Source organism: Cognatundibacterium squillarum, assembly GCF_014652435.1.
GTDB lineage: Bacteria > Pseudomonadota > Gammaproteobacteria > Burkholderiales > Burkholderiaceae_D > Undibacterium > Undibacterium squillarum.
On record NZ_BMYU01000002.1, the window covers coordinates 179,851 to 198,401 of the forward strand.

At 54.3% G+C, this 18,551-nt stretch carries 16 protein-coding genes; 7 read left to right on the forward strand and 9 right to left on the reverse strand.

Annotated elements, in window-relative coordinates:
• Positions 1-240: 240 nt before the first annotated feature.
• The 6 genes from IE092_RS05080 to IE092_RS05105 form a co-directional block, all read right to left on the reverse strand.
• Entirely contained in the window at positions 241-717 is a 477-nt protein-coding gene (locus tag IE092_RS05080; protein ID WP_229793047.1) for a DoxX family protein, read from the reverse strand.
• A gap of 411 nt (positions 718-1,128) precedes the next feature.
• Positions 1,129-2,220, reverse strand: a complete 1,092-nt coding sequence (locus IE092_RS05085; protein WP_189355950.1) for a S41 family peptidase — start codon at positions 2,218-2,220, stop codon at positions 1,129-1,131.
• A gap of 109 nt (positions 2,221-2,329) precedes the next feature.
• Positions 2,330-3,808, reverse strand: a complete 1,479-nt coding sequence (locus IE092_RS05090; protein WP_189355951.1) for a cytochrome c oxidase assembly factor Coa1 family protein — start codon at positions 3,806-3,808, stop codon at positions 2,330-2,332.
• A 51-nt stretch (positions 3,809-3,859) separates the two neighbouring features.
• On the reverse strand, positions 3,860-4,246 hold the full coding sequence (locus IE092_RS05095; RefSeq protein WP_189355952.1) for a BlaI/MecI/CopY family transcriptional regulator: 387 nt from the start codon (positions 4,244-4,246) through the stop codon (positions 3,860-3,862).
• Between the two features lie 194 nt (positions 4,247-4,440).
• Entirely contained in the window at positions 4,441-5,472 is a 1,032-nt protein-coding gene (locus tag IE092_RS05100; protein WP_189355953.1) for a methionine synthase, read from the reverse strand.
• A gap of 29 nt (positions 5,473-5,501) precedes the next feature.
• Positions 5,502-6,479: a DUF1852 domain-containing protein gene (locus tag IE092_RS05105; RefSeq protein ID WP_189355954.1), complete on the reverse strand. Its 978-nt coding sequence runs from the start codon at positions 6,477-6,479 to the stop codon at positions 5,502-5,504.
• Positions 6,480-6,658: 179 nt separating this feature from the next.
• Here IE092_RS05105 and IE092_RS05110 point away from each other — a divergent pair, with 179 nt between their 5' ends.
• Positions 6,659-7,555 (forward strand): LysR family transcriptional regulator, encoded by an 897-nt coding sequence (locus IE092_RS05110; RefSeq protein ID WP_189355955.1) that lies wholly within the window; start codon positions 6,659-6,661, stop codon positions 7,553-7,555.
• A 192-nt stretch (positions 7,556-7,747) separates the two neighbouring features.
• Here IE092_RS05110 and IE092_RS05115 read toward each other — a convergent pair whose 3' ends face one another.
• Complete coding sequence (locus IE092_RS05115; protein ID WP_189355956.1) at positions 7,748-11,194, reverse strand: AAA family ATPase; 3,447 nt, start codon at positions 11,192-11,194, stop codon at positions 7,748-7,750.
• Positions 11,191-12,411, reverse strand: coding sequence for an exonuclease subunit SbcD (sbcD, locus tag IE092_RS05120; RefSeq protein ID WP_189355957.1), 1,221 nt, complete (start codon positions 12,409-12,411; stop codon positions 11,191-11,193). The genes IE092_RS05115 and sbcD overlap by 4 nt, the downstream gene beginning before the upstream one ends.
• Positions 12,412-12,752: 341 nt before the next feature.
• Here sbcD and IE092_RS05125 point away from each other — a divergent pair, with 341 nt between their 5' ends.
• From IE092_RS05125 to IE092_RS05150, 6 genes are all read left to right on the forward strand, one after another.
• On the forward strand, positions 12,753-13,202 hold the full coding sequence (locus tag IE092_RS05125; RefSeq protein ID WP_189355958.1) for a cache domain-containing protein: 450 nt from the start codon (positions 12,753-12,755) through the stop codon (positions 13,200-13,202).
• A gap of 273 nt (positions 13,203-13,475) precedes the next feature.
• Positions 13,476-13,961, forward strand: a complete 486-nt coding sequence (locus IE092_RS05130) for a hypothetical protein (protein ID WP_189355959.1) — start codon at positions 13,476-13,478, stop codon at positions 13,959-13,961.
• Positions 13,961-15,094, forward strand: coding sequence for a glutathionylspermidine synthase family protein (locus IE092_RS05135; protein ID WP_189355960.1), 1,134 nt, complete (start codon positions 13,961-13,963; stop codon positions 15,092-15,094). The genes IE092_RS05130 and IE092_RS05135 overlap by 1 nt, the downstream gene beginning before the upstream one ends.
• A gap of 10 nt (positions 15,095-15,104) precedes the next feature.
• Entirely contained in the window at positions 15,105-15,512 is a 408-nt protein-coding gene (locus IE092_RS05140; protein WP_189355961.1) for a DUF350 domain-containing protein, read from the forward strand.
• Positions 15,513-15,660: 148 nt separating this feature from the next.
• Positions 15,661-16,872, forward strand: coding sequence for a sensor histidine kinase (locus IE092_RS05145; protein ID WP_189355962.1), 1,212 nt, complete (start codon positions 15,661-15,663; stop codon positions 16,870-16,872).
• Positions 16,873-16,910: 38 nt separating this feature from the next.
• Positions 16,911-17,663 (forward strand): LytR/AlgR family response regulator transcription factor, encoded by a 753-nt coding sequence (locus IE092_RS05150; protein WP_189355963.1) that lies wholly within the window; start codon positions 16,911-16,913, stop codon positions 17,661-17,663.
• Here IE092_RS05150 and IE092_RS05155 read toward each other — a convergent pair.
• Positions 17,641-18,354 (reverse strand): hypothetical protein, encoded by a 714-nt coding sequence (locus tag IE092_RS05155; protein ID WP_229793048.1) that lies wholly within the window; start codon positions 18,352-18,354, stop codon positions 17,641-17,643. The genes IE092_RS05150 and IE092_RS05155 overlap by 23 nt on opposite strands.
• Positions 18,355-18,551 lie beyond the last annotated feature (197 nt).

The window sequence follows — 18,551 nt, forward strand, 5'->3', positions numbered from 1 at the left end:
GCACCGGCGGGAAGTACAGGCAATGTGCTATCAGACTGGCACGGACAAACAAGGTTCCCGCGTTTCCTTAATTTTTTATTACGGGCTGGATATTGCCTGTTTCGTCCTGACACCGCTGACGGGCAAGTACTTTAGCCCTGACAGCACATAAATGCGGTTTTCAGCATAGCCATTGCCTGCTTGCCGGCGTGATCCGCGGGCCTCACTAAATTGCGGATGACGGAAGCAGCACAGCACGCCTCAGCGCTGATTGCCCTGCTTGCCGGTGCTGTGCTGATCAGATTTCACCAGACGTAATCTGGCTTGCGGATAGTGATGCAGGGCCAGCGCCAGAAACGACACGATCAGCAGCACGCTGTATTCCGCACCACCATTGCCGGGGCCGACCACAAACCAGCCCTCTTTCGCATGCACCAGCACAATGCCCATGCCGTAAATAAATGCAAATAACAAACCCAGCGGCGTGACCAGCTTACCGAGTATCAGCAGCACCGAACCGATGATTTCGCTGCCGGTGACAAACATTGCCAGCGCCGTACCAATTACAAATCCGTGGCCGTTCAGAAATTCACCGAAAGGCAGCACGCCGCCATTAAAAACGCGGGTCCAGCCATGTGCTGCAATGATGCCGGCCACCGTCAGCCGCAGCATCAGCCAGCCCAGCTGAGAACGGTGTTCATGATGGCGTAAATAGTTCAGATCAAAACGTGGCTGCATCGCACTTTCTCCGGTAACCGAATGGATTTCGAATGTGCCGGAAAATCTCCGGCAGCTGCAGATTTCACTGTACACGATGCGCTTCAGGGACTTTTCATTCGCTGATGAAATTGCAACACAAAAATCGCATTTCCAGCCAGTCTGCAGGTAAAAACGCGACGTCCGGCACCGCATGTGCAACGGTGTTCAGGATACGGACAGTATCAGTCGCAGCACCTTGCCCGAGCCGTTTTCGGTCATTTTTAGCCAGAATGCGGCATTCAGCACAGAAAAAAGTGGGTTATTCACGGACGTCCGCAGAAACAGTGGGCGAGCGGGCAGGTGTAAAAATGGCCGGATGCGGAGTCCGGCACAATAGTGGGGGACGTGGCCGCTGCAGTTCAGGGGATAATGCAGCGACCACATAACCGCTCAGCCCGGGTAATACACCGGAAACAGGGTCTTCGGTGAGCGGGTTTTTTCCAGCGTTTTCTGCAAGGTGTCGCGGTGTTCATCGTCGCGCGGCTTTTCCAGCAATTGTTGCAGTAAATGCTGATAGGCGACCGGCAAAGCATCGGCGGCTTTAGCGCGGATATCCGGCTGTACGCCCTTGCCTTCCCAGTTGGTGCCTGTGACCGGATTCACTGCCCGACCAAACGGGATCGCGGCGACCAGTCCGATTTGGATGCTGTGCGGTGCCACCGGATTGGCGCCGCCGCCTGTGGTTTCACCGACGATGGTGCCGCGCTGGTGGGTCTGAAAATCATAAGCGCATTCTTCGCCACCGGAAAACGTGTCGGACGATGTCAGTACCGTGACTTTCCCGCCATAGCGAACTGACAGATTATCCTGCGTCCAGAATGCGCGGGTGGCGTTTTCCGGCCGGTTGTAAATGCTGTTGATCACGCGGTTATCGCCTTCCGGAAAGAAATAACTCATCAGCAGCGCCACCGATTCCGGGCTACCGCCGTGATTGCGGCGCAAATCCAGAATCAGGCCATCAGTGCCGGACAGAATCAGCATCGCCGCCTCATAGGCTTTGGCAACAGAAAAAGTCGGCCCGAAACCGCGAATTTCCAGATAGCCGATATTGCCGGGCAAGCGTTCCAGGCGGCCGATACCGAATGCGCGCATCGCCGCATCCGCTTTTATTTCGGCGACTTCTGCGACTGATGGCCCCTGAAACGGTTTGGCATCCGGTACAAAGCCGGGTTCAAAATCGACCCGGAAATGTTTGTCATGGCTGAGTGCCTGTAAATCCTTCCCCAGACGTTCAGCAAAGGCTTGCGGGCTGACCACGTCTTTGTACGCATCCTGATCGGCACGTTTGCGGATTTCAGCTGCAAGCTGTTCTGCTTTGTCCGGAAACACATAATTGGCCGCGACTTTATCCGCCAGCGTGTACAGACTGGCTTTGCGCTGCGCAGCATCCAGTGCGCCGGCGGCTTGTGCTCCGAGGCTGAATAACAGCAAACCGGTGGCGATAGCAGAGGTAAGAAAAGGCGTGCGCTTGCGTGATTTCATGATGTCTCCTGAAGGTTGAGGATGAGTGCTGTCATCTACTAAAGTTTTAGTAGTTAGATTTTTTAAAAAGCGGCACAGATATGCCGCTCTGACTGCAGGGAAAGAAAACTCAGGCGGGGCCGGAAGCCGTCGCGGGTGGCAAGGCTTGCAGGTCTATGCTGTCGACTTTCCAGACCTTATCCGGTTTGGTTGCATGTACCACCACCATCGCTGAACCCTGGCTGCCGCTGACCGGAATGTGATATTTCACGTAACTGGTACCGGGTTCAAACCAGTGTTCGCGAATGTAGATGCGTCCGTACACTGGCTGGCCGAATTGCAAATCTGCTCCGGCATGGCGGCGGATACCGGGATCATTTTGCAACTGCGCCAGTACGGCCTGATACGGTTCGGATTCGGACAGTGGCGGAATAGCGGCCGGTAATTCCGGTGCCTGCGGCACATCCGGCGCTTGCGGCAATGATGGCAGTTTCGGGAATGCAGGTAATTCCGGCAGCGAAGGCAATTCAGGAATTTCCGGTGCGGTGGCGATCTCGATCTGGGTGGCTTTCAGAACCATATCGGGTAATACCGGTGCCACTGCTACGCCGCCTGCAAAGCTCAGTGCCATCAGCACCGCCAGCGGCATACTGAAACGTACGGCCGGACTGTCTGGCTGCTTGAGCAGACGCATAATGCGCTGACGAAAACGGCTGCCCTTACCTGCATCATCCTGCGCCTGATTAACGGTGGCGAATTGCCAGCGATGGCTGCGACGGCTTGTCTGTTGTCGCTGGATACGGGCCAGCAGGGTCAGTGCTTCGGCCAGAATCAGCGGATCGGTACCGGTACTGCGCAGCGCCAGATCATCGGTCGCATGTTCGCGATCCGTACGGATTTGTTTTGATAACCACCAGACTGCCGGATGAAAAAACAGGATGGTTTCTGCCAGTAACTGAATCTGGTTCCACAGCCAGTCAAGGCGGCGGATATGCGCCAGTTCGTGCGCCAGAATCGCACGCAGATGTTGCACCGGTAATTGCTGTAAAACCTGATGTGGCAGCGCAATCACCGGATGCCACAGATACGCAGTCCAGGGTTCCAGACGGTCTTGCAGCAATCGCAGACTGACCTGACGCCGTATCTGCATTTGCTGACGCAGCGTTTGCAGCATGGCGCTCAGTTCTGCTGGCACACTGGCACTGAGTTGCTGTTGCCAGCGGCGCAGATACAGCATCGCCACCGTCCAGCGCAGCAGCATCACGGAGAAACCGGACAGCCACGCTAAGGAAATCCAGCCTGCCAGTGCCAGCGTATCGCTGCCCTCAGCCATCAGCACATCCGCCGGAACCACCGCCGCAATACCTATTGCGGAAGTCTGTAAAGCATCCGGAATATCGCCGGTTTGTAATACGGAAAAGAAGATTTTCAGCGGAATCAGCAGCATCAGCAGGATGCACAGCATGCCGCTCAGATGCCGTTGCGCGGCGCTGTGCTGACGGGCGATACGGAAATACACAAATGCGCCGGTGGCAATCAGGGCGCTGCTCCAGCACGCGGTCAGTAAAGCCTGACACAGTGCGGTTTGTACAAGCTGAATCGATATCATTGCTGCTCTCCTTCAGAGGGAAACCGGTATCACCCCGGCGGGCAGAAAATCTTACTGACGACGCTGACGCGCTTCGGCAATCAGCGCACTCAGCGCATCCAGTTCCGCATCGCTGGCAGGCTGGCTGTCCAGTGCGCTTTGCACCATTTGCAGCGCCGAGCCGGAAAAGGCTTTATGCAATAAATCTGACACCAGCGCCTGCTGCACTTCCGGTTCCGGATACGCAGCGCTGTAGCGGTGGCTGCGTTCCGATGCGTCACGGGTGACCAGTCCTTTTTCATGCATGATAGTCAGCATTTTCAGTACGGTGGTGTACGCGTTTTCTTTTTGCTGCAGCAAGGCTTCGTGTACTTCACGCACCGTACACGGCTGCGCCTGTTGCCATAGCACCCGCAAAATCGCGAGTTCGGCATCGGTCGGGGTAAGCGGCATATTCATCAATGGCTCCTGCTGCGTAAGAATTAATCAACTAAAATAATAGTACTAAACTTTTAGTAGTTAACGCAAACAGTTTTTTGATGATGGCAATTGTGTTGTTTTAAGGCGTGTGCAGGGATGCTTAAAAAACGACGGTGACTGTCTGCTGAATGAACTGCAGGTCAGACAATCACCGGATTCCGTTAGCTGCAGGCTTAGCGCGCGCTAAGTTCTTGCCGGATGATTTCCGCACCGGCACATAAGGCACTCAGCTTTCCTCTGGCAACAGAACGGGCTAAGGGTGCCATTCCGCAGTTGGTGCTCGGATACAGTTTGCCGGCATCAACAAACTGCAGTGCTGCCCGCAGAGTGGAGGCGACTTCTTCCGGTGTTTCGATCAGATTGCTTGCGACGTCGATGGCGCCGACCATCACTTTTTTTCCGCGAACCAGTTCCATCAGTTCCATCGGCACACGGGAGCGATGGCATTCCAGCGAAATGATATCGATGGACGATGCCTGCAGTGCGGGGAATGTTGCTTCGTATTGCCGCCACGCAGAACCCAGCGTTTGTTTCCAGTCGGTATTGGCTTTGATGCCGTAGCCGTAACAGATATGCACTGCGGTTTCGCACTTCAGCCCTTCCGCTGCCTTTTCTAAGCATGCAATACCCCAGTCGTTGACTTCATCAAAGAAAACATTAAATGCGGGTTCATCAAACTGAATAATATCGACTCCCGCAGCCTCTAATTCGCGCGCTTCCTGATTCAGTGCTCTGGCGAATTCCCAGGCCAGTTTTTCACGATTCCGGTAATGACTGTCGTACAGGGTATCGACCATTGTCATCGGGCCGGGCAGTGCCCACTTGATGGTTTTCGTGGTTTGCTGACGCAGAAACCGGGCATCTTCGACGAAAACCGGTTTGCGGCGCGAAACCGCGCCAACCACCGTCGGCACACTCGCATCATAACGATTACGGATTCTGACGGTTTCACGCTTTTCAAAATCGACACCGTCCAGATGTTCGATAAATGTGGTGACGAAATGCTGGCGCGTCTGTTCGCCATCGCTGACGATATCAATGCCTGCCAGACTTTGTTCCTGCAGCGACAGCAGCAAGGCATCCCGTTTGGCTTCATGTAATGCCTCGCCCTCCTGCTTCCACGGGGACCACAGTTTTTCAGGTTCGGCCAGCCACGACGGTTTGGGCAGACTGCCGGCGGTTGAGGTGGGTAGTAAAGTGTTCATCGCGAATCGGCTTCCTTTGTGATGGATGTTTACCCGGCAAGGGCTGAATTTTGCGCAAAAAACGCGCTGCAGGGCCGGATGAAATGTTCTTTGGCAAAATTCCCCTGTTCCACGGCCAGGCGGCTGCGTTCTTCGCGGTCATACACAATCCGTGTCAATGAAAAATCGGTATTGTTCAGACTGGGCCGGTAAGTCTTACCTGCCGGGGAGTTGGCGTTATAAATTTCCGGGCGATAAATTTTCTGAAAACTGTCCATTGTGCTGATGGTGCTGATCAGTTCCAGACTGCTGTAATCGCTGAGTAAATCGCCGCTGAAGTAAAAGGCCAGTGGCGCAGCACTGCCCGGCGGCATGAAATAGCGCACGCTGAGTCCCATTTTGCTGAAATAGGCGTCGGTCAGCGAGTATGCATCCTGTACGTATTCTGCCCCGAGTACCGGATGCCGGTTTTCTGTGCGCTGGTAGGTCCGGTTACCGGAAACACTCAGGCAAATCACAGGTTGTTTGCCGAAATGGGCTTTATAAATATCTGAATTGACAAAATGCTGATACAGCCTGCCGTGAAGCTCACCGAAATCATCCGGCACGCTGAAACCGGGCAGATGTTTGTTGTGTTCCGGCAGCAGTACGCTGAAATCATAATCCCTGACATACGACGAGAAATTGTTACCGACGATACCGGCGATTTGCTGCTGACTGCTGCGGTCGGTAATGCTGGTTTTCAGTAATTCAATTAAGGGCAAGGCACTGGTGTGTTCATCACTGGTATGGATGCCGACGGAAATAATGTCCAGCGCCACAGCATAACGGTCACCCGTCGGGTTATCCCAGTGCGCCAGCGCATTGAAGCGGTTGTTAATCATCCGGAAGGTATTGCGTAAATTCTCTTCACGCTGCTGCCCGCGCGCTAAATTGGCAAAATTCGTGGTGATGCGCGTGCTGTTTGCCGGCTGGTAATGTTCATCGAAAGGAATACTTTTGATGCTGAATCGTAAGTCATTATTCATCGTGATCTCCGCTTACTGTTGGCGTGTCTGCGCCGGATTTACCGGTTTTCTGTGTTGGCGGCCAGCCGCGTTCCGCATCGCTGGCAATAACTTTTCGTCACAGAATGCTGGCATCGTAAAGAGTGCAAACAATGAAGTAAAATGGTCTTTTCTCACAGTTCTATGAATTTTTGTCATTTATGCTGGAGCGCATACATTTAGCCATCCTGCTGGAGGTGGAAAAACAAGGTTCGCTGACGGCGGCAGCCGAGGTCTTGCATGTCACGCAGTCGGCACTCAGTCACAGTATGAAAAGACTGGAACAGCAACTGGGCACTGCGCTCTGGCTGCGCGAAGGCCGTAGCCTGCGTCTGACACAGGCTGGCCAGTATCTGCATGCGGTGGCGCAACGCTTGTTACCGCAACTGGATCTGGCGGAAGCGCGTTTGCGTCAGTTTGCGCAGGGAGAACGGGGAACGCTGCGTATCGGGATGGAATGCCACCCTTGTTACCAGTGGCTGCTGAAAATCGTGTCCGGCTATCTGGCACAGTGGCCGCTGGTGGATGTGGATGTGAAGCAGAAATTTCAGTTTGGCGGCATTGGTGCGCTGTTCGGATTTGAAATTGACTTGCTGGTGACGCCGGACCCCTTGCATAAACCCGGCCTGTTTTTTGAGCCGGTATTCGATTATGAGCAAGTGCTGGTGGTGCATAAGGATCATCCGTGGGCCAATCAGGAAGCAGTCAGTCCGCAGCAACTGACGGAAGAAACCCTGATTACTTATCCGGTACCGGTCGAGCGGCTGGATATTTACAACCTGTTTTTGCTGCCGGCAAAGGTCACGCCGCGCAGACACAAAACCATAGAAACCACCGACATCATGCTGCAAATGGTGGCCAGCGGACGCGGCGTTACTGCGCTGCCAAAATGGCTGGTAACCGATTACGCCCCGCATTTGCAGCTGCGCACGCTGAGACTGGGGGCATCAGGCATACAGAAGCACATTTATCTGGGTACCCGCGAAGCCGAGCGCGACATCGACTATCTGCAATCTTTTATTGCGATGGCCCGCAATGCAAAAAGCTATACCGCATGAGCAGGTTACCGGCTGCTGCTGCCGCTATGCGGAGCCTGATCCGGCTTTGACGCTGCAAGAACGGTAAAACCCCTGAAATGCGGCATTCAGCACAGAAAAATGCCGGTTTTTCACCGATGTCCGCAGAAACAGTGGGCGAGCGGGCAGGTGTAAAAATGGCCGGATGCGGAGTCCGGCACAATTTGCTCTGCTTCAGCCGCTGACTTTCAGCGTGGACGTACCCAGCCCGTGTCCTTTACTGACGATGATTTGCACCGGAATCCGCTCTTTCAGGCCTTCGATATGGCTGATCACACCGATGCATTTGCCGCTGGCGTTCAGACTGTCCAGCGCATCAAGTGCAATATCCAGCGTGTCCGGGTCCAGTGTGCCGAAACCTTCATCCAGAAATAAAGAGTCAATCGAGGTCTGATGGCTGACCAGATCTGATAAACCAAGCGCCAGTGCCAGACTGACCAGAAAACTTTCACCACCGGATAAAGTGCGGGTATCGCGCGTGACATCGGCTTGCCAGGTATCGACGATTTCCAACTCCAGTTCGCCGCTGGATTTGCGCTGCAGCAGGTAGCGGCCATGCAATTTCGCCAGATGCCGGTTGGCCAGATGCATCAGATGATCCAGCGTCAGACCCTGCGCGAAACGGCGGAATTTATTGCCGTCGGCAGAACCGATCAGATCGTTCAGACGCTGCCACCAGTCAGCATTCGCAGTCTGTGCCTGAATCTGGGCCAGCAAGCCGGATTGCTGGCTGCGGCGGGCGTCATCATCCTGCAGCAAAGCCTGAATTGCACCGGCTTCGCGGCTGCATTGTTCGCGTTGTTGTTCCAGTGCGCTGAGTGCGGTTTGCAGTTCTTCCAGCGTCTGCGTACACAAAGCCTGTGCGCTGAGCGCCTGAAATTCACTGTATTTACTGTGCCCGATCGCCTGACTGTCTTTCAGCGCCTGCAGCAAATCCTGCCGTTGCTGTTCCAGCGCTGCCCGCTGATCCACAGGCAGCAAGGCGGCCAGAAATGCATGGTCATCGCTGAACGGGCTGGCAGCCAGTGCGCTTTGCCATTCGGTTTGCAGTGACGCCAGTTGCTGTTGCTGCTGCCGGTATTCCTGCTCCAGTTGCAAAACTTGCCCCTGCAATCCGGCCAGTGCTGCCTGACTGGTTTCATACGCTGTTGCCAGCGTCGCCAGTTCGCCTGCGGGATCGTTCGTTTGTTCGGAGATCTGTCCGCCAGCATGTTCCAGCGCTGTCAGCCCTTCGCGCTCACAACGTGCCAGCCATTGTGCGGCAAGGCTTTGAGATTGCTCAGCAGTGCTAATGTGCTGCTGCAGTTGCAGCAGCAGTTGTTGCCAGCGCTGATTTTCCTGCTGCCATTGCTGCCACGCGGTTTTGCGTTGCGCCAGCCATGTCTGCGCGCTGATGCCGCTGTCGGCTGCATCGCCCATTGCTGCGTGTAATGGCCGCTTCAGTTGCGCGCATTGCTGTTCCAGCGCCTGACAGCGTATCTGCAGCGCCTGAATTTGTTCCTGCGCGGCAGTTGCTGCCTGTTGCGCCAGTGCCAGCTGATTGTGTGCGCTCAGTCGCTGTTGCTGCAGGCTTGCCAGTGTCTGTTGCAGGTGTTGCACCTGCTTTTCTGCCTGCTCAAGTTGCTGCAAATGCAGGCGCAGATGGCTTTCCTGTTGCTGTGCCTGCTGCCAGCGTTGCTGCAAACCAGTTTCATCCCGCCAGCCGTCTTCATTCAGTTGCAGCACGGGTGCCAGCGCAGACCAGCGCTGTTGCAGGCTTTGTAGCTGTTGAGCACTTTTATGCAGTGCTTCCGTTTGCGAATTTTCCTTTTGTTCCAGCTTATCGGCGCGTGAACGCAGTAACCTGCCCTGCTCTTCACTCTCTTTTAACTCCGCGGATTTTTCCTGCAAAGCGCGTTCCGTCGCACTGCTGTCCAGCGCCTGATAATGCGCAATGCCCGGATGTTCTTCCGCACCGCATAAAGGACAGGCTTCGCCCGGCTGCAAGGCAGCGCGGTGTGCATCCAGACTGCGGATGATTTTTTCCTGTTCGAGTAAGCGGCGCTTGTCTTCGACCTGCTCTTTCAGCAGTTTGAATTGCTGACGTTTTTCGGTCAGTTGCGGTTGCAACTGCGCCAGTTGCTGACGGGTTTGCTGCAATTCCTGCTGCAGTTTGCTGTGATCTGCGCTGCACTGGCGTAATTGTTCCGCGATCAGCGCGCTTTGCTGCCAGTGTTGTAAATCCTGCTGACTTTGCTGCCAGATGCCGCGCAGGCTGGCGGCGTTGTGCGGCGGCGTGTGGCTGTTCTGCAATTGCTGCAGGTGTTGCTGCGCTTGTTCCGTCTGCAGACTGCACCGGGTTTCCGCATCCTGTGCCTGTTGCAGCGCCTGCGTCTGTTCAGTGATTGCTTGCTGCTGTGTCTGCCATTGCTGCTGTTGCAGCTGCAACTGGCTTTGCACGGCTTGCTGTTCCCGCGTGGTTTGCACCCATTGCGTCAGCGTGGCTTCCCAGCCGGACAATTGTTCGCCCAGCGCAGCATCATCCTGATGCTGATCGCGCCAGATGGAAAGCGCCTGATGTTGTTGCCGGGTGCGTTCCAGTGCCTTGCTGTGCTGAGCAGCGGCATCCGCTGCAAGCGCATTCGCCTGCAGCAATTGGCGCTGTGCCTGTTGCAGCATGGTGTGTTTTTGCTGTTGCAGTTGCTGCAGATGTTGCTGCGTGGCCTGGGTACGCTGCTGGCTTTCCTGCCAGCGCAGATACAACGGGCGCAATTGTTCTGCCGGTTCGCTGCGGGCCAGCTGATCGCGCAAGCCCTGTGCTGCCTCCCAGCTGGCATGCGCCTGCTGTTCAGCCTGCTGCGCCTGCTGCCAGGCCAGCGCCGCCTGTGCCTGTTGTTGCCGCCATTGCTGCCATTGACGAAATTGTTCTGTGCTTTCGTTCACAGTCGTTTGCTGTGCCGCCAGCGTTTGCAATTGCTGTTGCATCTGGCTGCGCTTTTCATCATCCAGCAACTCCATGCCATCGGCTCTGGCCTGTAATTGCTTCAGTTCCTGCTGCGCTTCCCTTGTCAATTCGTAGGTGCGCTGAGAAATCTGACCGTAGATGTCGGTGCCGGTTAGTTCTTCCAGCAAGCCTGCGCGCTCGTTCGCGCTCGCGTTCAGAAATGCGGCAAATCCACCCTGTGCCAGCAGCATGGATTTGGTGAATCGCCCGAAATCGAGGCCGGTAATGGCTTCGGTGCGGCGCAGCTTTTCTGCAATTTTACTGGTCAGGATTGTGCCCTGCCCGTCTGCCAGTTCAACTTCCGGCGCCTGTAATGCACCATTCGCTTTATTGCGTGCGCGACGCTGACTCCAGAAGGCGCGGTAGGTCTGACCTTTGACTTCGAACTCCACTTCCGCCAGACAATCTGCGGTATGCCGCGTCATGATGTCATTGCTGCTGGCGGATAAGGTCTTCAGGCGTGGTGTTTCGTGATACAGCGCCAGACAGATTGCATCGAGCAATGTCGATTTACCGGCACCGGTCGGCCCGGTAATCGCAAATAAACCCTGATCTTTAAACGGTGTCTGGGTAAAGTCGACACGCCATTCGCCTTTCAGGGAATTCAGATTTTTTAAACGCAGGGTCAGGATTTTCATTCAGCCGCTCCCTGCAATGCCTGCATTACAGTCTCAAAACGGCTTTGCAATTCGGTTTGTACATCCGGCTGCAGATTCAGCGGCGCCAGACGCTGGCTGAAAACATCCTGTGGCTGCAATTCTTCCAGTGTGACACGGCTTTCCGCCTGCAAACGGGCGATTGCTTCGCTGCGGTCACGGCGTATGCGCAGCACTTCTACAGCATGTCCTTCACTGATGCTTTGTACCCGCGTTTGCAGGTCACTCAGATAATCATCTTCGCAGACTGTCACCTCCAGCCAGACCGGGCGTTCAGCGCTGCCAGCCTGTGCTGCCTGCGCAATCGCATTTTCCAGTTCTGCCAGACTGCCGCGCACCGTCGCCATTGCCTGAAATACCGGCACTTCCAGCGGTGTTACCTGTTGTAAGCCATCTTCGTTCAGATCGACCAGCAGCATCTGTTTTTTCTGCCCGAGTTCATCGAAGCTCAGTGTCAGCGGCGATCCGCTGTAACGGATATGGTTCAGCCCGCCAACCAGTTGCGGCCGGTGAATGTGGCCAAGCGCGATGTAATCAGTAGGCGGAAATGCCGTGGTCGGAAAAGCCTGTAAAGCGCCGACATAAATTTCGCGTACCGATTCGCTGGCACTGGCCCCCACCGTTGTTAAATGTCCGGTTGCAATCACTGGCAGCAGTTGGCCGTGCTGATGACGCTGATCCTCTGCCAGCGCATACAGTTGCTGATAATGAGAAAAGATCGCTTCCTGCAGACTGAGTTGCTTCTCTTCCGCACTTTGTCCGGCCTGACTTTGCAACACATCGCGCGGACGTATAAACGGCACGGCACATAACACGGCTGCTGGTTTGCCCTGACGATCATGCAGTGTGATGACTTGCTCGGCGGGCTGTGTACTCAGTGCCGGAATCACGGTCGCGCCGAGACGGCCAGCGAGCTGGCGGCTTTCTTCCAGCGTGGCCACAGAATCATGGTTACCAGCCAGTACAATCAAGCGGGTACCTGCATCGTGTAATTGCAGGATCAGCTGGTTATACAGTTCACGCGCATAACTGGGCGGCGCACCCGTATCAAACACATCACCGGCAATCAGCACCACATCCACCGCATGTTGCTGCACTTGCTGCAGCAACCACTGTATCAGCGCCTCATGTTCAGCCTGACGGGTTTTCCCCATAAAGTGCTGGCCCAGATGCCAGTCGGAAGTGTGTAAGAGACGCATGAAGCAGAATGAGCAATCGCGAAGGATATAAAGACAGGATTTTACCTGCTGGCGGGCTGGCTGTATTCGTTCAAATCCGTTTATCCGTTCGAGTACATTCAGAAAAACGGGATATTTTCTGACCAACCCGTCAGTAGCAATCAGCCTGTCTTTTCTAGAGACTTTTTGCTGCAGTGATCGAGTATGGTTGCCGTTTGTAATTTCCTGGTTAATTGTTTCATATAAGTCCGTTAATTGTATTTATGTTTTGTGATTGTTTGCTGTTCCCCTTTTAGTTTTTGATTTGTTACCTATACTCAAATCTGGCATGACAGAAATTCAATAACGACAAGGAGAACTCAATGAAGAAACTGATGCTCGTACTTACTGCTGCCGGATTGGTACAGGTATGCTTCGCAGATGAGCCGCGCGCCACGAAGGCGGAAGCTGAGGCGATGGTGAAGAAAGGCGTCGCGACTTTAAAATCTTCAGATAAAGAAAAGGTTTATTCGGATATCTCTGCCAAGAACGGCCCTTTTACCGTACGGGATCTGTATCTCGTTGTCTATCGTATGGATGGCACCGTACTTGCGCATGGCGCAAACACAAAAATGATCGGCAAGAATCTGATTGATCTGAAAGATATCGACGGCAAAGCCTTCGTCAAAGAGCGCGTCGATCTGGCGGCAAAAAATGCGAGTTTCTGGCAGAAGTATAAATTCGTGAATCCCGAGTCTAAAAAGATCGAACCTAAACAAATGTATTGCGAGCGTTTGGAGGATACGATTGTCTGTGGCGGTATTTATGAATAATGCGTCGAATCAGCGCATAAACTGACAAACGACGCCCTTCTCCACTTTTCTTACATCACCCGGCGGGACGGGCTCACAATTACTCAGTCCCGCCGTTGTCTGGTTGCTTTTGCACACATTGATCTGCGTTTAAACTGGCGCACGACCGCTGTGCTACAGACAAACCGAAATGTGTTTTTTTTTGCACACAACGGTAATTCTCTCATCCTTCCAACGTAGTCATCTTCACAACGTCAGCCTACAATCCGCCTATTCATTCAACGGAGAACTCACGTGTCTCAATCTCATCAGCGCCGTCGTAGAGTCAGTGCGGCGTTACCTTTAATGCTGGCGGGCAGCACATTGCTGGTTGCCTGCAGTTCCGATACGTCGCCGGATTCGCAAACTGAGCGCCTTCCGGAAACGCTGCACGCCATTCGTGACGAATACACTTCCTTAGAAGACTGCCAGAAAGACTGGGGCGACAAAGCCTGCGAAACACCGGTCAGCAGCCAGATCACCGGCAGTCTGGATCAGAGTGCCAGCACAACTGCGCAGTCGCTGAATTCCGGTCATTCCACCTATGTGGGTCACGGCGGTTACTGGGGTCCTTACTACGTTGCCGGTGGGCGTGAGCGAGCGCAGGCTGATTTCGGTGTCCGTCATGCGGAGCCAAGCCGCGCAGTGGCACAGCGCAGCGGCGTCGTACGCTCCGGCTCGGTCTCCGGTGTCAGCCGTGGCGGTTTCGGCGGATCTGCACACGGTTCAGGAGGTGGTTAATGGAACGCATACAACTGAAACCGCGCCAGGGCTGGCAGCAGCAGTTCGAGCAACTGGGCTTCACCTATCACTCCATTGATGATCTTTACTGGGACGAACGCTACGCCTATCGTTTTACATCGGACCAGATCGATCATCTTGAAAGCGTGACAGAAGAATTGCATCAGATGGCGTTGCAGGCGGTCGGGCAGGTTGTGCGTGAAGGCAGTTATGAAAAATTCGCGATTCCGGAACCATTCTGGAAAAAGATTGAAGACAGCTGGCTGGCCGGTGAATTTTCACTGTATGGCCGCTTTGATCTGAGCTGGAACGGCAGCGGCGAACCGAAGTTACTCGAATATAACGCTGACACACCAACCGGTCTGGTGGAATCCAGCGTGGCGCAATGGTACTGGCTGCAGGATGTGTTTCCCCAGCACGATCAGTTCAACTCGCTGCATGAAAAACTGATCGCGCAGTGGCAGAAAATATCGGCCGGAAAACCGGTGCATTTTGCCGGAATCAGCGCCAGCGAAGAAGACTGGGGAAATCTGAGCTATCTGCGCGATACCGCGATGCAGGCCGGTTTGCGTACCGTGCAGCTGGATATGGCGGATATCGGACTGAATGCTGATACAGCGACATTCGTTGATCAGGACAATCAGCCCATTCAGCGTTTATTTAAATTGTATCCGTGGGAATGGATGTGCCGCGAAGGTTTCGGCCCTGCCCTGTTGCAGACCAAAATGCAGTGTATCGAACCCGCCTGGAAAATGCTGTTATCGAATAAAGCGATACTGCCGCTGCTGTGGGAGATGTTCCCGAATCATCCTAATCTTCTCGCCGCAAGTTTTGATCAGTGGCGCATCAGTGGCGATTATGTGAAGAAACCGCTGTATTCACGCGAAGGCGACAACATCAGCCTGTATCAGGGCAGCCAGATCCTGCGTACGGAAGGTCAGTACGGCGCGGAAGGCTATGTATATCAGCAGCTTGCCCCTTTACCGTTTTATGATGACGGCATTACACCGGCCTTTGCCTGTATCGGTTCGTGGATTGTCGGTGATCAGGCCGCCGGTATCGGCATACGTGAAGACGCAACCCTGATTACCAAAGACACCAGCCGGTTTATTCCTCACTTTTTTACTGAATGAGACTGAAGCTATGATCGCCTCTTCGTTTATCCACGGTTTTCCGCCCTTCCTGACGCACTTTGCCGCCGCCGTGGTGCTGATATTTTTATTTATTGTGATCTACGTGCGCATCACACCTTACCGCGAAATTGCACTGATACGCGACGGTAACAGCGCTGCTGCGATCAGTTTGTCGGGGGCGCTGCTCGGATACAGCATTGCACTGGCATCCGCGATCGCCAACAGCGTTGCATTTGCCGACATGTTGCTGTGGGGCGGCATTGCGCTGGCGGTTCAGTTGCTTGCCTACCTGATTACTCGCCTGTTGTTACCGGAACTGGTCCGCGATATTCCGCAAAACCGCACCGCCAGCGGTATTTTCCTCGCCGCACTCAGTCTGGCAATGGGTCTGATCAATGCTGCCTGTATGACGTATTAACAAAGCTGACTCCGAAACGCGGACCTCCTGACGGACGTCCGCTTTTTTCGTCTCTGATACCCGCCAATTCGTCACTGGTCTGGTTTCGCATGAATTCTGCGTTTCAAAACGTCAGACTGCGTTCACCGATCAAACTTTAAGGAGACCAATGATGTTCGCACAAATCATTCAGCGCTATCAGGCATGGGACGCTCAAACAATGGCAACCCTGTCCGCGCTCAGCGAGGGTAAATCTGTACCGGATTCATCGGCATTTCTGGCGCGCAGTCTGAGTAAACTGAGCCGGATTGAGGTGCTGCAGCTTTACCACTTTTGTCAGAAATGGCGCGGACCATTGTTGTGGAAGCGGCTCGTGCAAATGAGCTTGCTCTTTGTGCTGCTGGGTGTGGGCTTATATATGTACAAGCAAAAAGGCAGCGTGTTGGGGGCGCTGGCAATTGGTCAGTTGCTTGGCTGGTCAGTCTCGTTTGCGGCTTTCAGTATTTGGTTTAATTACCGGCAACTGGTTACCCGTCCGCTGAAAGTGGTTGCGATGGGTGTCGGCGGCATGACGCTCGGTATTTTGTTCGCCAAGGCCGGCTTTGCACTGGCCAAAGGCCAGCCTGTAACACAGGCACTGACTGAAAACTGGGCTGAACTCGCACAACTCAGCCTGATTGTCGGCGGCATCTATGCGCTCCTGCTCGGTGGTATCGCTGTGGTCAGGAATCAGAGCTATGAATTGCTGAATGCTCAACTGAGTTTCGACGCGGAACGTGAACGCCATGCACGTCAGCAAACTGAAACCGAACTGCGCCTGTTACGCGCGCAGATAGAACCGCATTTTCTGTTCAATACCCTCGGTGCAGTTCAGCAATTAGCTTTACACGACGGTGCCCGCGCCGCTGAACTGACCGCGAATCTGATCACTTTCCTGCGTGCCAGCCTCAGCGAAATCCGCTCGGAACAAGTCACGCTGAAAGAAGAATGTGCGCTGATACGGGCGTATCTGCATGTGATGCAAGTCAGAATGGGAGCCCGGCTGCAATTTGAGATTGATCTTCCCGCCGCACTGGAACCGGTAAAAATCCCTTCTATGCTGATCCTGACCCTGACCGAAAATGCGATTAAACACGGCATCGAGCCATCCGTTCACCCCGGAATGATCCGTATCCGCATCGGGCAAACCGGCCAAACCATTCAGATTATGACGGAAGACAACGGTGTCGGACTGTCTGATGTCGATAGCGGCGGTACCGGATTGCAGAATACCCGAGACCGTCTGCACTTAATGTTTGGCGATGCCGCGAAACTGGATATTTATGAACGTGCCGAAGGCGGCGTTTGCGCCAGTGTCTGCATTCCTTACACCGCTGCCTGAACAATCACCGTGACTCATCACAAATACACGAGACAAACATGAAACCACAAATCCTGATTGCGGAAGATGAACCCTTAATGCGCGAACGCTTGCAAGAATTGCTGCAGCGGGTCTGGCCGCAAGCCGCCATCGTCGCCATCGCAGAAAACGGCCCCGATGCCTGGGATGCGTTTCTGGAACATGAACCCAGCGTCGTATTTCTCGATATCCGCATGCCGGGCATGAGCGGTCTGGAGCTGGCACGTAAAATCGGTCGTCAGGCGCACGTGGTGTTTATCACCGCCTACGATCAGTACGCCGTTGAAGCGTTTGAAGCGGGGTCCGTTGACTATCTGCTTAAACCGGTGGAAGAACAGCGCCTTGCCATAGCGGTTGAGCGGCTGAAAGATAAACTCAGTTCTGCACCACCGGATATCCAGATGCTGTTACGCAGCCTGCAAAGCGCCGCTGCACCGGCACCAGCTGCGCCTGCGATGAAATGGATTAAAGCCACCGTCGGCAAACAAATCCGTCTGATCAACGTCGCTGACGTACTGTTCTTTCAATCGGATACAAAATACACCCGCGTTGTGCTGGCGGACAGCGAAGCCCTGATCCGGACACCGATCAAAGAACTACTAAGCAGTCTGGACCCTGAACAATTCTGGCAGATTCACCGCTCATTTATGGTGAATGTGCATCAGATTGCGGCAGCAGAAAGAGTGGATGCGGAGCGTATGCAGCTGATACTGAAAGACCATAGCGAGAAACTGCCGGTCAGCCGCAACTTTACCCATTTATTCCGAGAGTAAAAGCGCTTTTTGCGTAACGGTCTGCCTCTTGCAACAGTAAGGTCTCGTCAAGAACCGCCGCCAGATCGTAACCACCCTCGCGCAGCTCGCGCAACACCTGTTGCAGTACCGAAACGGGTAATTGCAGTGTGGCGAATGATCTGGCCAGCGCCGGATAAATATGGCGCCGCAGATAAAGATGTCGAGCCCAGCGCCGCAAACCGGTAGTCATCGCGAGTGCAGAACCTGCCATCACTGCGCCTGTCCACCAGGTCAGTGGTTCTGCATTCGCATCAATCACCGCGTACACTGCACCGGCAAACAGCAGACCCACACTCGCTTGCCAGCACATCGCCAGCCGCGCACGGGTACCGTTCTGATGAAGTTCCCATTTATATGACAAAGCAACCAGCGCCGAGGAAACCAGAAAATGCCGTTCTTCTTCGGTCAGGCTGGATGGTTCAGTACGCGCCTTCCGGCTCAGTGCCAGTACGTTTGCAAAGCGCTGATGATAGTCAGGATGCGTTTCGCGGATCAGCTGGTCCAGCGGCAATCGCTCACGGGTGAAATGCGGGTAGCTGTGTTCCTCCAGCCAGTAAGGCGTCTGACAATGCTCACAACGCAGTTCAAAGCCGAGCAGGCGGCCATCGGTGAAATTGACATAGTTGATATGAAAAGCGGATCCCATACGGATCAGTTTGTGCGCAGTCATCTCCCTGCACACAGGACACCATTCCGCAATATACCCTCTGCCGCGCCGGGTTTGCTTATATCCCCAGACTGTCGCCAATTGTCGCTCCCGAAAGCTGAAACACCGGCTGTCAATGTAACCCGAAGCCCGCCAGCACGCAGTGCTTTCCTATGCAAAGCTGATATTTCTCAGAAATCCGGCAACAAAAACATCAGATT

Coding starts and splice junctions, on each gene's coding strand:
- IE092_RS05105 (WP_189355954.1), bottom strand. CDS start 6,479: ATGAATAATGACTTACGATTCAGCATCAAAAGTATTCCTTTCGATGAA.
- IE092_RS05150 (WP_189355963.1), top strand. CDS start 16,911: ATGAAACCACAAATCCTGATTGCGGAAGATGAACCCTTAATGCGCGAA.
- IE092_RS05115 (WP_189355956.1), bottom strand. CDS start 11,194: ATGAAAATCCTGACCCTGCGTTTAAAAAATCTGAATTCCCTGAAAGGC.
- IE092_RS05080 (WP_229793047.1), bottom strand. CDS start 717: ATGCAGCCACGTTTTGATCTGAACTATTTACGCCATCATGAACACCGT.
- IE092_RS05125 (WP_189355958.1), top strand. CDS start 12,753: ATGAAGAAACTGATGCTCGTACTTACTGCTGCCGGATTGGTACAGGTA.
- IE092_RS05135 (WP_189355960.1), top strand. CDS start 13,961: ATGGAACGCATACAACTGAAACCGCGCCAGGGCTGGCAGCAGCAGTTC.
- sbcD (WP_189355957.1), bottom strand. CDS start 12,411: ATGCGTCTCTTACACACTTCCGACTGGCATCTGGGCCAGCACTTTATG.
- IE092_RS05090 (WP_189355951.1), bottom strand. CDS start 3,808: ATGATATCGATTCAGCTTGTACAAACCGCACTGTGTCAGGCTTTACTG.
- IE092_RS05110 (WP_189355955.1), top strand. CDS start 6,659: ATGCTGGAGCGCATACATTTAGCCATCCTGCTGGAGGTGGAAAAACAA.
- IE092_RS05085 (WP_189355950.1), bottom strand. CDS start 2,220: ATGAAATCACGCAAGCGCACGCCTTTTCTTACCTCTGCTATCGCCACC.
- IE092_RS05100 (WP_189355953.1), bottom strand. CDS start 5,472: ATGAACACTTTACTACCCACCTCAACCGCCGGCAGTCTGCCCAAACCG.
- IE092_RS05095 (WP_189355952.1), bottom strand. CDS start 4,246: ATGAATATGCCGCTTACCCCGACCGATGCCGAACTCGCGATTTTGCGG.
- IE092_RS05145 (WP_189355962.1), top strand. CDS start 15,661: ATGATGTTCGCACAAATCATTCAGCGCTATCAGGCATGGGACGCTCAA.
- IE092_RS05155 (WP_229793048.1), bottom strand. CDS start 18,354: ATGACTGCGCACAAACTGATCCGTATGGGATCCGCTTTTCATATCAAC.
- IE092_RS05140 (WP_189355961.1), top strand. CDS start 15,105: ATGATCGCCTCTTCGTTTATCCACGGTTTTCCGCCCTTCCTGACGCAC.